The sequence below is a fragment of the Deinococcus sp. genome, from assembly GCF_018260405.1.
Taxonomy (GTDB): domain Bacteria; phylum Deinococcota; class Deinococci; order Deinococcales; family Deinococcaceae; genus Deinococcus.
The window spans coordinates 1-14159 of the sequence record NZ_JAGLBG010000068.1; the positions used below are offsets into that span (position 1 = coordinate 1).

14 protein-coding genes and 1 pseudogene are annotated in these 14159 nt (G+C 64.5%); 10 read left to right on the plus strand and 5 right to left on the minus strand.

What is annotated here, in order from left to right; genetic code table 11:
• A pseudogene (locus tag QZ269_RS09260) lies at positions 1-231 on the minus strand (ribosome maturation factor RimM); the annotation flags it as partial.
• Positions 228-476, minus strand: coding sequence for a KH domain-containing protein (locus QZ269_RS09265; RefSeq protein WP_367272263.1), 249 nt, complete (start codon positions 474-476; stop codon positions 228-230). The pseudogene QZ269_RS09260 and the gene QZ269_RS09265, both read right to left, overlap by 4 nt.
• A 339-nt stretch (positions 477-815) precedes the next feature.
• On the opposite strand from QZ269_RS09265, the gene truD reads away from it, so the two are divergent.
• Genes truD through QZ269_RS09285 form a run of 4 tightly spaced genes read left to right on the plus strand, consistent with a single transcriptional unit; the run spans position 816 to position 4567 of the window.
• Entirely contained in the window at positions 816-1892 is a 1077-nt protein-coding gene (gene truD, locus QZ269_RS09270) for a tRNA pseudouridine(13) synthase TruD (RefSeq protein ID WP_291426430.1), read from the plus strand.
• Between the two features lie 20 nt (positions 1893-1912).
• Complete coding sequence (locus tag QZ269_RS09275; RefSeq protein ID WP_291426431.1) at positions 1913-2275, plus strand: hypothetical protein; 363 nt, start codon at positions 1913-1915, stop codon at positions 2273-2275.
• Positions 2276-2287: 12 nt separating this feature from the next.
• Positions 2288-2758: a DUF3293 domain-containing protein gene (locus QZ269_RS09280; RefSeq protein ID WP_291426432.1), complete on the plus strand. Its 471-nt coding sequence runs from the start codon at positions 2288-2290 to the stop codon at positions 2756-2758.
• Between the two features lie 42 nt (positions 2759-2800).
• On the plus strand, positions 2801-4567 hold the full coding sequence (locus tag QZ269_RS09285) for a helix-turn-helix domain-containing protein (protein ID WP_291426433.1): 1767 nt from the start codon (positions 2801-2803) through the stop codon (positions 4565-4567).
• 32 nt (positions 4568-4599) lie between these two features.
• Here the strand turns inward: QZ269_RS09285 and mqnB are convergent, their stop codons facing one another.
• Positions 4600-5283, minus strand: coding sequence for a futalosine hydrolase (gene mqnB / locus QZ269_RS09290; protein ID WP_291426434.1), 684 nt, complete (start codon positions 5281-5283; stop codon positions 4600-4602).
• Between the two features lie 107 nt (positions 5284-5390).
• Between mqnB and QZ269_RS09295 the strand changes: the two genes are divergently transcribed.
• The 4 genes from QZ269_RS09295 (at position 5391) to QZ269_RS09310 (ending at position 9319) form a co-directional block, all read left to right on the plus strand.
• Positions 5391-6587: an ABC transporter substrate-binding protein gene (locus tag QZ269_RS09295; protein WP_291426435.1), complete on the plus strand. Its 1197-nt coding sequence runs from the start codon at positions 5391-5393 to the stop codon at positions 6585-6587.
• An 87-nt stretch (positions 6588-6674) separates the two neighbouring features.
• Positions 6675-7124: a hypothetical protein gene (locus QZ269_RS09300; protein WP_291426436.1), complete on the plus strand. Its 450-nt coding sequence runs from the start codon at positions 6675-6677 to the stop codon at positions 7122-7124.
• A 357-nt stretch (positions 7125-7481) separates the two neighbouring features.
• A complete protein-coding gene (locus tag QZ269_RS09305) occupies positions 7482-8552 on the plus strand; it encodes a methyltransferase domain-containing protein (RefSeq protein WP_291426437.1) in 1071 nt (356 codons plus the stop codon).
• 41 nt (positions 8553-8593) lie between these two features.
• Entirely contained in the window at positions 8594-9319 is a 726-nt protein-coding gene (locus tag QZ269_RS09310; protein ID WP_291426438.1) for a hypothetical protein, read from the plus strand.
• A 287-nt stretch (positions 9320-9606) separates the two neighbouring features.
• On the opposite strand, the gene hpt is transcribed toward QZ269_RS09310, so the two are convergent.
• Complete coding sequence (hpt, locus tag QZ269_RS09315) at positions 9607-10134, minus strand: hypoxanthine phosphoribosyltransferase (RefSeq protein ID WP_291426439.1); 528 nt, start codon at positions 10132-10134, stop codon at positions 9607-9609.
• 60 nt (positions 10135-10194) lie between these two features.
• Between hpt and trpC the strand changes: the two genes are divergently transcribed.
• Complete coding sequence (gene trpC, locus QZ269_RS09320; RefSeq protein WP_291426440.1) at positions 10195-10983, plus strand: indole-3-glycerol phosphate synthase TrpC; 789 nt, start codon at positions 10195-10197, stop codon at positions 10981-10983.
• 2 nt (positions 10984-10985) lie between these two features.
• Positions 10986-11765 (plus strand): MBL fold metallo-hydrolase, encoded by a 780-nt coding sequence (locus tag QZ269_RS09325; protein WP_291426441.1) that lies wholly within the window; start codon positions 10986-10988, stop codon positions 11763-11765.
• Positions 11766-12008: 243 nt separating this feature from the next.
• On the opposite strand, the gene QZ269_RS09330 is transcribed toward QZ269_RS09325, so the two are convergent.
• Positions 12009-13934 carry a cation-translocating P-type ATPase gene (locus QZ269_RS09330; protein WP_291426442.1) on the minus strand — a complete coding sequence of 642 codons (1926 nt, stop codon included), beginning with the start codon at positions 13932-13934 and terminating at the stop codon, positions 12009-12011.
• Positions 13935-14159 lie beyond the last annotated feature (225 nt).

Below are 14159 nucleotides of genomic sequence, written 5' to 3' on the forward strand. Positions count from 1 at the left end.
GGCTTCGCGGCTGCCGACCCCGGCCAGATGCAGCACCAGCCCCGGCGCCAGTTCGTCGGTGCGGCGAATCTTGAGCCAGCCCCGGCGCTCGACATACACGCGCCCGAGGCCCTCAAGCTGCTCCGGGTCGCCCAGCACAAACAGTTTAATGCCGCCCTGTACGCCGTGTGGCCCCAGCAGATGCCCGATCAACGTGGTGTCGCCGAGTGTTCCAGTTCCCGGCGCGGTCATGCTTTGCGCGGCGCTTCCAGATCGACGTTGAGACGTTCGCGCGGGTCGGTGGCGCTGCGAACCAGCGTGCGGATGGCCTGGATCACGCGGCCCTGACGCCCGATCAGGCGGCCTTCCTCGCCCGGGCCAACACGCACCATGACCACGTTGCCGCGCATACTGGTTCGCACCAGCGACGGCTGGTCGACCACGCACTGGGCCAGAAAGAGGGTCAGTTCGACAGGATCAGTTTTCATGCCGGACATTCTAGGGGCTGCGACTGACGCTCTTCTGTCAAATTCTCTGGCAGTGGGCAAACCAGACGCGCCAAAATAGAAGGATATAAGTGCCAAAACTGCCCATGCTTACACGGACTGCGGCTCCACACCGCCCACTCCGTATGTTGTTCCTACTCGCGTCCGCCCGGATTGTGTCCGAAATTTATGCTTTACACAGAAATTATAATGAGAAAAATAAATTCTCCCTCAGCTGCCAGTCAGCCGACCACGACGGCCCAGAGGCATTCACTGACCGCTCTGCTCACCCGTGGGACTTAAACCCTTTCTCATTCCGGAACCACCAACAGGCGTTATGGTGCCAGCATCGTGAATTTGGTGTTCCAGTGGTCGGCCTTATCTAACCTTGTCGCCGGAGAGGGAACGGGCGGCGTGCTACGCAGTACGCCTCAGGACTTCCGGGTCGAGGAAATCCCTGCGTATCTGCCCTCCGGGGAAGGCGATCACGTTTACGTTCAGCTGCGGAAAACCGGGCATACCACTGCTCACGTCCTGCGTGAACTGTGCGCCCAGACCGGGGTACGCGACCGCGATGTGGGCGTCGCCGGGTTGAAAGATCGCCACGCGGTCACGACCCAGTGGCTTAGCCTTCCGGCCAGATATGAGGCCGCGTTTTCCCGCCTGGAGATTCCCGACGTGGAAGTGCTCCAAACCGCCCGGCACGGCAACAAGCTGGGGCTGGGGCACCTGCACGGCAACCGCTTCACGGTGCGCGTGCGCGGCGCAGCGGGACAGGCGGCGCGGGCGGGCGAGATTCTGGATCAACTGGTGCAGGCGGGCGTGCCCAACTATTTCGGGCCGCAGCGCTTTGGCCTGGGCGGCCTGAACGCCGAGGAGGGCCTGCGGGTGCTGCGCGGCGAGTCGCGCCTGAAAGACCCCCGCGTGCGGCGTTTTCTCACCAGCAGCGTGCAGAGTGCCGTGTTCAACCGCTTTGTCAGTCTGCGGCTGGAACGCGGGTTGTTCACGGCGGTGGTCAGCGGCGACATGGCGAAAAAACACACTACGGGCGGGGTCTTTATGGTCGAGGACGCCGCCGCCGAAACCCCCCGTGCCCAGGCGGGAGAGATCAGCGCGACGGGAACGCTGTTCGGCAAAAAAGTCAAACCCCTGACGCTGGACGCCGGAGTGCTGGAGCAAGAAGCCCTCGCCAGTTTCGACCTGACCCCGCAGGCGTTCGTCTCGCGGCGCGGAGATCGCCGCCTGACCCGCGTTTTTCCGACGGACGCCAGCATAACCCCGGAAGAAGACGGCTACAGCGTTACTTTTGCCCTTCCCAAAGGCAGCTTTGCCACCAGTGTGCTGCGCGAAATCATGCGGGTAGACATCGACCTCAGCGCCGGGGAAGCCGAAGAAACGGAGCCGACCGAACTGGAAGGCACCCAATGAAAGGCTTATGCCTCAGCGTCTTGACTGGTCTGACCACGCTAAGCGTTCTGACTCAGGCCCCGGTGCTGGCCGCCCCCGCCGCCAAGCTGGTGCTGCGGCCTTCGTACGGCGGCGCGGTGCTTGAAGGAAAAATTTATGTTCCAGGCAACGACGTGTTGACCGGGGTGTGGAGCGGCGCGGGGCTTTCACGCCTGATGAAGTGTGTGCCGCGCTGCGCCGTGGTCTCCAGCATTCCGCTGAAAAATACCCTGTTCCTGAGCAATTCTTCGAGTTACCGCATTGCGCTGGGCGGCAGTTACCGTATTGGAGAGAAGATCAGCGTGACCCTGCGCCTGCGTAACCAAAGCATTCTGACGACCCAGGCGACCGTCACCCAGCCCTGAGTTGCACGGCCTATGGACACTGCAAGGCTTATGGACACGGTAGAGCGGCGGGAAGCGCAGCGTCAGCGGGACAGGCTCCGGTCAGCCTTTACCGCAGCGGAATACGGCCTGACAGACGAACGCTTCAGGCTGTCCTGCACGCGTGGCACGTCGCCCAGCTGGGCCACGACAGGTCTAGCCTGGGCCACCGTGACGGCTTGGAATCCGGAAGGGAAAATGTGTTCACGGCCCGCAAACCAGCAGCGGCAGGCTGCCCTGAAGACAAGCGTCATTCAGCGTGGCCTGCCGTTTCTGGAGGGCGTGAACGGTTCGGGCGAGTGGCAGGAAGACACCCTCATTGTTCTGGGGGCACGCCTGAGCGACGCGGTCAACTGGGGACAGCAAACCGGGCAGGTCGCCGTGCTGTACGGCCTCGGGGCGCGGGTGGCTCTGGTGTGGATCAAGCCGCTGAAAGCCGAACGGTTTTGGGCCGCACGACTGTAGACCGCGCCGCAACCAACCTGACAGCAGGTATACTTTCGCCTCATGACTTCCGACGCCCTGCCCGCCGACGCGATCTCGCCCCTGGGCGTGCTGCCCCCGGCGGGACCGACCTGCGTGCACCTACCACTCAGCGTGACGCCCGAGGAACTGGCCCGCTACGCCGTGGGCCTCGCCAATGCGCGGGGCGGCACCGTGCTGGTAGGCGTAGACCGTATCGGGGACGACGCCGCTGGCCCCACGGCGGGCGAACTGCACCCCCTGATGGTCACGCACGCCATTTTCGAGCTTTCGCACGGGCGGCTGACCGTTAACGTGCAGCATCACCGCCTGCCCGGTGGGGCGCGGGTGCTGGCCGTATTCGTGCCGCAGGCGCCGTATGTCCTGGCTGCCCCCGACGGCGCAGTAATCGCCTGGGACGGCCTGCAACTGGTGCCAGTTAGCTCGCCCGAGAGCGACCCGGTGGCCGATCAGGACTACACGGCAGTGGCCCCACCCGACGCCTCGCTCGCCGACCTCGACCCCGCCGAGGTCGCGCGGTTGCGTTCGCTGGGGCGGCGAATAGAAGCGGCCAACCTGCCCGACCTCGACTTTCTGCGTGAACTGGGCCTGCTGATTCCCAGCGGCGGGGCGCTGCGGCCTACGCTGGCAGCCATTTTGCTGGCAGGCACCCCTGCGGCGCTGCGGGCGCACGTGCCCCAGAGCGAGGTGTGTTACTACCACCACCAGACCCCGGATGTCGAGTTCGAGTTCCGCGAAAATCTGCTGCGGCCTATTCCGGCGCTGCTCACGCGGCTGGCCGAACTGATTCAGGCCCGCAACCGCTTTACGCCGGTGCAGGTGGGCCTGTTCCGTATAGAAGTCTGGGATCAGGATGAAGCGGTGTACCGCGAGGCGCTCCTCAACGCCCTAACCCACCGCGACTACACGCTGCGCGACGTGATCCACGTGCATCACTATCCCGACCGCCTGGAAATCATGAACCCCGGCGGCATGACGGGCGGCATTACGCCGGGCAACATTCTGCGCCACCAGCCCAAGCGCCGTAACCCGCTGCTGGCCGGGGTACTGGCGCGGCTGGGACTGGTCGAGCAGGCAGGTGTGGGCGTGGACAAGATGTTTTCCCTGATGCTGCGCCACGGCAAGGAGCCGCCCGAGTTCACCAGCTACCCCGACGCCGTGACGCTAGCCCTGCACAGCCCCGGTTTCGACGCCGAATTCGTGCGTTTTGTGGCCCGCAAGCAAGAGGAGATGCAGACCCTGTCACTGGACATGCTGATTGTGCTCAGCGTACTGGCCCGCGAGGGCGAGGCCACCCGCGCCGACCTGGCCCGCGCCCTGCAACTGCCCGAGGACCGCACCCCCAGACTGCTGCGCGGCATGGAGGAACACGGCCTGATCGTGCGGGCCGGGGTGGGCCGGGGCATCGCCTACCGCCTGTCAGCCGAGGTCTGCGTGGCACTAGGCCGTAAAACGGCCCCCCTTCCAAGTCCCACTTCCGATGTGCCGGAGCCGCAACCCGTGCCCAGTCCCCTGCCGGAGAAAGCGGCGGGGCCAACGGCGCCTCCCCTGCCCCGCAACAACGCGCCTCAGGTCAAAGTCGCCGCCCAGGACACCCCCACCACCGCCGAAGTCCGCGCCATTGCGCTGGCACTGGCCCGTGAGCAGGGACAGGTGCGAAATGTGCAGTTGCGTGAAACCTGCGGCCTAAACAACCAGCAGGCGTGGCGGGCACTGCGGAAACTGGTAGATGATGGGCTGCTTCTCCGAATAGGCAAAGGAACACGGGACGCGGCTTACCGGCTGGCGTAGTGCCGATTCGGTATCCCCTCTCGGGGGTGTCCTCAAAGGTCAAGGGTGCGCCGAAACCCCGACACTTCCGCGACTCCCCGGTAAGCGGCGCTCAGGGCCTCGGGGAGACGCCAGCTGGAACGGTCGCGCGGCCCGACCAGATTGCTGATTCCCCGGATTTCCAGCGCTGGGATTCCGGCGAGCAGGGCGGCGTGCGCGACTCCGGCGCCTTCCATGCCTTCGGTCAGTGCGCCTGGAAAACGGTGTTCAAGCCGCGTGGCCCGTTCACTGCTTCCGGTGACCGTATTCAGCGTCAGCATCGGGCCTAGGGCGGCGTTCAGATGCTGGGCCAGTGCGCCGCTGTGCTCCCAGACCCCGAAGCTGCCGAACTGTTCGCGGGTGGGCAGTACGCTGAGGCCCAAAGCGGCCAGATTCAGGAACTGCGGGCCGTCCTCGGCTCCCAGATCGGCCTGAATGATCTGGCTCGATACGGCCAGGTCGCCGGGAACCAGACCGCTAGCCGGGTAGGCCCCGGCGATTCCGGCGCTGACGACCAGCTCAAAGGGCTGCTGCGGGGGCTGGCTGCTCAGGGTGCGCCAGGTGGCGAGGGCCGCCGCTACCGCTCCTACCCCGCTGACCACTACCCGGACTGGAAGATCGCGCAGGCGCTTAGCTTCGGGGTCCGTGGCGACCACGACCAGAACGTTCTGGGGGGGGCGGGTTCCTGGGGCGGTCATGGTCCGTAGCTTATGCCAGGGCACGCTATGGGGGCTGCCGCGTGTTCTGAGGAAGGCTTGACCTCCCGATCACTCAGGCGTCATACCACGCGGCTAGACTTGAAGGGATGCGTTCATTCCTGCTCTCCGCGACCTTACTGCTGGCTGGCTCGGCCAGTGCGGCCCCCATCAAAATAGAGTTCTGGCACGCGATGGACGGCGTTCAGGGCAAAGTGGCCCAGTATGCCAGCGAGTTCAATAAGGCGCAGTCTCAATACGAGGTGGTGGCGGTCAGCAAGGGCAGTTACCGCGATCTTCAGCCTGCCCTCCAGGCCGCGATCAAGGCGGGGAGTGCTCCGGCGCTGGCACAGCTGGAATTGACCCAGATCGCCCCTATGGCCGCGCAGGGAGAGCTGGCCGACCTTTCCTGGGCCGACGATAGCCTCAGCCCCGAACTGGTCAGGGACATCTACGCCCCGGCCTGGAAAGTGGGCGACCTGAATGGCAAACGCTTTGGGCTTCCCTGGAATTTAAGCGTTCCGGTGCTGATGTACAACGCAGGCTCGATGCGCCGCGCCGGGCTTCAGGCTCCGGCGACCTGGACTGAGCTTGAGGCCCAGAGCAGGCGGCTGGCGGCTGGTGGCAAGCGCCCACTGGTCGCGGTGCCAGACGCCTGGACCTTCGAGGCCAACGTGCTTTCGCGTGGGGGCAGTCTGGTTAAGGGAAGCGAACCCGCCCTTAACAGACCCGAAGCGGTAGAGGCGCTGACACAGCTGGCCCGGATGTCTCAGGCAAAGCTGGCCCAGCCGCGTGGTCTGAACGAGGCCGTTAAGGGAGCCTTCGACTTTGCCCGGGGTCAGAATATTTTTGTGCTGGCCAGCGTGGCGAACTGGACCGACGCACGCAAGCTGCCCTTCTTGCAACTGGGCATTGCACCTTTTCCCTGCGAAAAGGCCGGAGCCTGCACAGTTCCGCTGGGGGGCGGCGCCCTGGTCGTGCCCAGGGGCAGCTCGGCGCAGCAGCAGGCCGGAGCACTGGCCTTTTGGCAGTTTCTGATGGACCCGGCCCGCCTAGCCGACTGGGTCAAGACCACGGCCTACGCACCGCCACGCCGCGCGGTTGGCCCGCTGCTGGGTGACTGGTATTCCAAGAATCCGCAGTTAAGGGCCGCACATGCTCAGCTGGAACGCGCCGTTCCCCGTCCTGGTCTGCCCGCGTATGCCGAGTGGAGCGACTATGTCGAGGACGCAGTGCGTAAGGCCATCAACGGTCAGGCGACCCCCCAGGCTGCGCTGGATGAGGCGCAGAAGCGGGCCAGCAAGTAAGGGTCTTGTACGGGTCTTGGCGGCATCTCGCAAGACACCCCGTCTGGGTTCAGTGCCTTTAAGTTCAGTGCAGTACACTGACGCCGCATGATCGGCACCGCTTTTTTCTTCCTGCTCACGTTGCTCTCGGCATTGATCCTCGTGGTCTTTTTGCTGCGGGCCGGAGCCGCGCGGCCCCTGACAGTCTGGGCACTGGCCGCACTGTTGCCGGTGCTGGCGGCCATGACAGCGGCCAATGCTGGGCAGGCGCGGGCCAACCGTGTGCTGAGTGGCTACAGGCCCGCGCCTTTTCAGGTGGTGCTGCATACGGCTGGACGCGACTACCCCCTGACGCTCGATCTTGTGGCGGCAGGCTGTCTGGAGCGCACCATGCGGCTGCGCGGCGAAAGCAATCTAGAACTTCCGCAGGGGGTGGTTCCGATTCGTAAGGACACGGCCATCGACGGCCAATTGCCGCCTACCGCCGTGGTCGAAGCCCTCAGCCTGCGCGGGCAGCTCGACTGCCACGAGTTCAAGCCCCTGAGAAAGCGGCGCTGAAAAAATGGTGCTGGTGCTGAGCCTAAATACGTTTGTCTTTAGACCAACCGAGCGGACTCGTAGAGCTGCGCCGCAGAGCGAGTATGGGAAAAGGTGCGGCCCAGTGCGAGTGTAGGCCAGGTGTGAGTGTAGGGATAGCCTGGTGTATGGGCCATCCCTACACTCACACCTGGCCGCACTTATTGATGACGCGGTTAGTTGATGTCACCTTTTGTGTCAATGGAAGGCCGGGAGGACTGAATTCGTGCTGTTGCCGACGACACTACTTCTCTCATCATGCAGATTCCAACCGACACCGACTTGCTCGTCATCAATAGTCTAGGCGCTAGGGCCGGTCTACAGCTATACTGCCGGGTCATGCCGCGCCCTCACTCTTCCCGCACCTCCGGGCGCAAAAGTTCGCGTCCCGCGGTCGATTACCGTACCCGTCAACCTGCCTCTCTCTATGAGCTTGAAGTGCTGCCCGGGCTGGAACAGGTCGCCGAAACGGAACTGGCCGGAGTCGCTCTGGCCCGCGACATTCATGGGCTGCGCTTCTGGTATCCCGGCGACCCCGAACGCCTGACCCGGCTGCGCGCAGCGGTGGCGGTCTACCGGGTTCACAGCTGGGACGTGCCCCGACCGCGCGGGCTACTGGGCAATCAGCAACTCGGTGAACTGCTGAGTTACCTGCGCGGTGTGGTCGAGTACGGCGGCCACCGCTCGTTCCGCATCAGTGCGGCGGGCAAGGAATCGGCGGTTATGCAGCGCCTCGCCGAGGAGATTCAGCGGGGGCTGGAGCTGCCCCACGACCCGGCAGAGGGCGAGCTAGTGCTCCGTCTGCGTCCCGAGGAAAACGGCCCCGGTTGGGAAGTGCTGGCCCGGTTGACGCCCCGGCCCCTTTCGGCGCGGGCGTGGCGCGAGTGCAATATGAGCGGCGGCCTGAACGCCACGATTGCCTACGCGGCCCACAAACTGGCCGGGCAGCGCGACGAGGACCGCATTTTTAATCCGATGTGCGGCAGCGGCACTCTGCTGATCGAACGCGCCCTGATGGGGCCATATGACGCCATGGTAGGTGTGGACATCAGTGAAAGCGCCGTCGAATGTACCCGCACCAACCTGAAAGCCGCCCGCAAGGAGGTTGAGGTGGCCCGCATCGACGCCCTGCAAACGGGCCTGCCCGCACGCAGCTTCGATCTGGTTATGGCCGATTTGCCGTGGGGCGACGCCGTGGGGTCTCACCGCAGCAACACCGCGCTGTACCCGGCCTTCCTGACCGAGATGCACCGGCTGACCAGCAAACGGGGCCGCCTGTGCGTCATCACCCACGAAATCAAACTGCTGGAGGGTGTGCTGCGCGAACAAACCGCCTGGGACACCCGTGAACTGTTTCAGGCCTACAGTGGCGGTCATTATCCCAAGGCGTACCTGCTGCAAAAGCGCTGATGTGCCCCCGATGGTTCCCGGGGCGGCTATGCTAAGACCATATGACGCGCCCTAAACGACCCATAACCAACAAAGGGGCCACCACTAAAGGGGCACGCGGCCACGCCCCAAAGAAGATGACAGCCCAGGGACGCGGCGGCATGACCCGCGACACGACCAAGGTAGTCCGCGAACCCCGCCCTGAACGCCCGGTAGAACGGACTGAAGAGAGTGATCGCCGCCCTTCGGCTTCTACGGCGGCCCGGCGGTATGGCAGTGCCAGTGCCACGACCGGCCGCGCCACGGTCAGCCGCTCGACTTCTGCTGGACCAAAGTCTGGTGGCCGCAAAACGGGCGAGGGCCGCAAGCTGCCGCCCAAGCCCCCGCGTAAGGCGATGCCCGAACTCAAACGCGTGCAACTCGACGCGCCGCCCGCCGATACTGTTTTTGTCGACCGGGACGGTGAACGGCTCACCTTTTCCGAAAGCAACCTGCGCCGGGTAGCGGCTCAAATCCTGACCGAGAAGCGCAAGGCGTGGCGCTACCGGCCCTTCAGCTTCCCGATCTTTTCCGATAAGGGCAACGAGCAGAGTTTTAATTTCGACTTTTACATCTATGACGCTGAGGACAGTGTCATTCGCCTGATTCTAGTGATTCCCTTCGAGTCGCGCGAAGTGTGGGATAAGGTCGGGCGGTTCAAGCGTCAGTACCCTATGTACCACTACGAACTGTGGACCCCGGAAAGGCTGGCCCAGCTTAGCGGACCACGCGGAAGACTGGATTTCTGACCTGAGCACACTGAACTTCAAGCAGCTAAGCGTCCGCCGGGTAGAGGGTGAATCATGAGGTCTCTCTACCCCAAGTGGAACGGGAAGGCCGCCGCCTGCGGTTTCGCACCGCCCAGTCCGTCTGTTGTTCCTCCTCGCGTCCGCTCGGAGTGACTCGGGCTTGAGCCGAATCAACCGGCAATAGGTCATCTCCTGGGCCTGTGCACTGCTCGGGGCTGCACCGGCGAACAGAGCGATCTATCCCCGGCGTGTTTCTGAAAGCGGGCAAGGCGCAAGCGGCGAGGGGGTTACTCCTGGCTGGTAATGTAAGGCAGATTGCGGTCGTACTGTGCCCGGTCCAGGCCGTAGCCGTACACAAAGGCGTCGGGGATGGTAAAGCCGAGGTACTGCACCGGCACCTCGACCTTGCGGCGACTGGGTTTGGAGAGCAGGGCAGCAACCTTCAGACTGGCCGGGCCGCGCCCCTGGAGGTAGTGCAGCAGGTAATTCATGGTGATGCCGGTGTCGATGATGTCATCCACCAGAATCACATGACGGTCACTGATCGGAAACTGAAGGTCTTTGACCAGTCTCACTTCGCCGCTGCTCTGCTTGGCGTCGCCGTAGCTGCTGGTTTGCAGGAAATCGACAGTGCAGGGAACGTCGAGCGCCCGCACCAAGTCGGTAAAGAACATGAAGGCGCCGTTAAGCACGCAGATCAGGTGAGGCACCTGCCCCGGGTGGTCATCACGAATCCTGGCGGCGAGTTCCTGCACACGCCCCCGGAGCTGTTCGGGTGAAATCTGGACGGGGCCATTGCCAGGAGTGAAGCTCATATGGCTTCAGGCTAACATGTCTGGGGCTGCCAGAGCGCAAAACTTTTATACTTGGCAGCAATGAGCCGTATTCCAGTGGTGGATTTCAGTCATGTGCCTGGTGTCCTGGGCCTGATCGTGGCCGAGCGGGCGCGGGATTATGCCGGGGCCGACCCTGACCTGGGGCCAGAGCGCACGGCGCAGCGCCGCTTCGAAGCCGCCCTGCGTGGGCCGGGCCTGTCGCTGATCGCCGAGGTCAAGCGGGCCAGTCCCAGCCAGGGCGCAATTGCGCCGCTCGACCCGGCGCAGGCGGCTTTGGCGTACCAGACAGGCGGGGCGAGTGCTATCAGTTGCCTCACCGAACCCCGCCACTTTGGTGGGAGCCCCGAGGCGCTTTGGCAGGTCGTGGCCGCCACCACTTTGCCGGTGCTGCGCAAAGATTTCGTGGTGCATCCGGCGATGGTGCGCGAGGCCGCCGAGTGGGGCGCGTCGGCGGCGCTGCTGATGGTCAGCGTGCTGGGAAACGCGGTGGCCGATTACCTGCGGATGGCTGAATGGCTGGGCCTGGACGCCCTGGTCGAGGTTCACGACGAACGCGAACTCGAACTTGCCCTGGCGACCGACGCCCGTATCATCGGCATCAACAACCGCGACCTGACCACCCTCAAGATCGATCTGGAGGTCAGTCCCCGGCTTATTGCCCAGGCACGTCAGGCTGGATTTACCGGCGTCTTGGTGGCCGAAAGCGGCTACGCCACGCCCGCCGACCTTGCCCCCGTGCGCCCACTGGCCGATGCCGTGCTGGTCGGCAGCAGTCTGGCAGGCAGCGGTGATTTGGCCCAGGCCACCCGCACCCTGCTCGCGCATTAGGCATGACACTCACTTTTCTGGGCACGGCTGATAGCAAGGGTGTGCCGCGTTTCTGGTGTGCCTGTCCGGTGTGTCAGGAGGCCCGGACGGGCGGGGTCAACCGCCGCCGCCGAACTGCCCTGCTGCTGCGCGGCGAGGGTCAGACGGTGCTGCTCGACGCCGGGGTAGACCTTCACACGCAACTGGCCGGGCTGTCGGGGCCGCTGCTTCCCGACGCGGTGCTGATTTCCCACGCCCACAACGACCACATTCTGGGTCTGGGCGACCTGCTTGATTTTGAGCGCTACGAGGGGGGAAACCTGGCAATCTACGCGCCGCCCCCGGTCATTCCGCACCTGGCCGAGCGCTTTGGGTACGCCTTTGGCGAAGGCTCGCCCGTGTTGCCGATGCCACCCAACGGTGTACAGTTTGCCGGGTTCAACATCCGGCTGTTCGGGGTGCCGCACGGAGCCAACGGCAGCAGTCACGCCTACCGACTGGACTGCCCCGGCTTCCGCGCCGCGCTCGTTACTGACGCCCTCGACATTCCTGCTCGGGTGGCGCAGGAGTGGCTAACCGATCTCGACCTGCTGGCGCTGGGCACGTCCTTTGCCGACGAATCGGCCTGCGAACGGGGCAGGCGCAGCGTCTACGACATTCGCGAGGCGCTGGCGTTACCCTGGGCGCGGGCGGCCCGTCGGGTCGTGCTGACTCACCTTTCGCACGCTGTGGATGTGCGGCGGTTGGAGTTGCCTGATGGGTGGGCCTTTGCCTCTGATGGCCTGAGCCTCGACCTGAAATAAAAAACCGCCCCACGCGGGCGGCGGCCCGCAATTTCGCGGTACGGACTCGTAGAGCTGCTTACAGAGGCGAGGGCGGTGCCTTCTTGGGCAAAACGGCTTCTTGGTCAGAACGGCACCCGTATGGGGCCTGACCGCACCCATGAAGGGGCCTGGCCGCTGCCTTGACAGCGGGCGGAATGGAGCGGAGTCGGTATTTTTACCGGAAACGGCCTCTGCTAGTAGTGTCAAGATCGGTTTGCAGGTTTACAACTTGTGCCGCAGCAGGCGCAGGCCCATGAACACCACGAACACCGTCCCGCCCTCGTGAGCAATCACGCCCAGTGGCAGCGGTACTTTGCCTGCCACGGCCAGCGGAGCCACGATCAGAATGACCCCGAAGGCGAACGCCAGGTTGCTTAACACAGTGCGCCGGGCATCCTTGGCAAGCTTGACCGCGCCCCCTAGTTTGCCGATGTCGTTTTGCATCAGCACCACGTCGGCGCTTTCAATCGCCACGTCGGTGCCGCTCGCCACGGCGATGCCCAGGTCGCTGCGGGCCAGGGCGGGAGCGTCATTCACGCCGTCGCCCACCATCGCTACCGGGCCGGGCAACTCACCAATGATTCGCAACTTGTCTTCGGGAAGCAGTTCGGCGCGGAACTCGCTGAGACCCAGTTCGCGGGCCACCGTCTCGGCCACCTCGTGCTTGTCGCCCGTCAGCATGACCGGGTGCGCCACGCCACTTTCCTTGATGCGGGCCAAAGCCTCGCGGATGCCGGGGCGCAGGGCGTCAGCGACCCCCATGATGCCTACGACCTGCTGGCCCACGCCGATAATGACGCTACTGCTGCCCTCGGAGTTCAGCTGGCGCAGCGCCGCGTCCTGCTCGGGGGTCAGCGCCGCGTTCTCACGCTGCATCAGGCGCAGGTTGCCTGCCCAGGCCAGTTCACCGCTGCCCAGCCGGGCTTCAATGCCGTGGCCGGGAATCGCCTGTGCGCCGGACACAGTGACAGGCTGCACACCTTGTTCACGCGCCGAATTCACGATGGCTTCGGCAATCGGGTGCTCGCTGTGGGCTTCGAGGCCCGCCGCCAGGGCCAGGGCCGCGTGCTGATCGGCAGCGACAGTGCGCGTCAGGGTCATTTTGGCCTGGGTCAGGGTACCGGTCTTGTCAAAGGCGATGGTCTTTACCCCGGCCAGGGCGTCTAGCGCCGCGCTGCTCTTAAAAAGCACCCCGCCGCGCGCCGCCGCCGCCATCGCCGAAAGCATCACGGCGGGCGTACTGATGACCACGGCGCAGGGGCTGGCGACCACCATGAAGGTCATGGCGCGGTACCAAGCGGTATCCACCGGCAACTTGAACCCGTAATGCAGCAGCGCGTACACCAGCGGCACGCACACCAGCACGATCATGGCGTAGGGGCTTTCGTAACGCTCGGTGAGACTTTCGGTCTTGCTTTTCTGGGTCTGGGCTTCCTCCATCAGGCCAATCAGCCGCGCCAGGGTGCTTTCGCCCGCCGGACGGATGACCTCGGCCTCGACGCTGCCGTTCAGGTTGACCGTACCCGACGCCAGTTCCGCGCCCGGAGCCTTGTCGATGGGGCGGCTTTCCCCCGTGATCGGCGACTCGTCCACGCTGGTCGTGCCCTGCACCACGCGGGCGTCGGCGGCCACGCGCTCACCTGGCTTGATGACCAGCAGGTCGCCAATCTGGATTTCGCCGAGTTCGCACCACTTCTCCAGGCCTTCACGCCGCACGGTGGCCCCGGCGGGGTTCAGGTCCATCAATGCCTGAATAGCGTTCTTGGTGCGGCCCATCGCCCAGTCCTGGAGGGTGTTGCTCAGGCTGAACAGAAACAGCAAAATTGCGCCGTCGGCGGCCTGCCCGATGCTGGCGGCCCCCAGCGCGGCGACCACCATCAGCAAGTCCACGTCCAGTTTGCGCTCGGCGAACAGGCTGTGCAGGGCCTCACGCCCGGCTGGAATCCCGCCCGCGACAAAGGCCAGGACATAGCCTGCCCACTGAATCACGCTGTTATGCAGCAGGTACTCGCCCGCCGCTCCGATCAGCAGGCCGACCAGAGTTAGGGCAGTCAGAAAGATGGCGGTGCGAGTCTCGGCTGGAATGACGAATCTGCTGGAAGCTGGGGCTTCGGCGCAGGCAAGCTGGGTCTGGGGGGAGACGGTCATTGTGAACTCCTTGGAGAGAGGGACTTACTAGGAACATTTCTCAACAAGGAGCTTAGCGGTTTACACCTGACACCTCAACCTAGAAAACTGGGTGGACTAGTCGGGTATACCCGTTTTTGTGTCAGGTCTAAAGCTGCTGCGTTTCTGTCTGTCCTGCCCCCCCAGCCCTAGCCCTTGACTTCCGCGACCAGTCCCAGCACGGCCTTTTTCAGCTGCCCCGAAGCC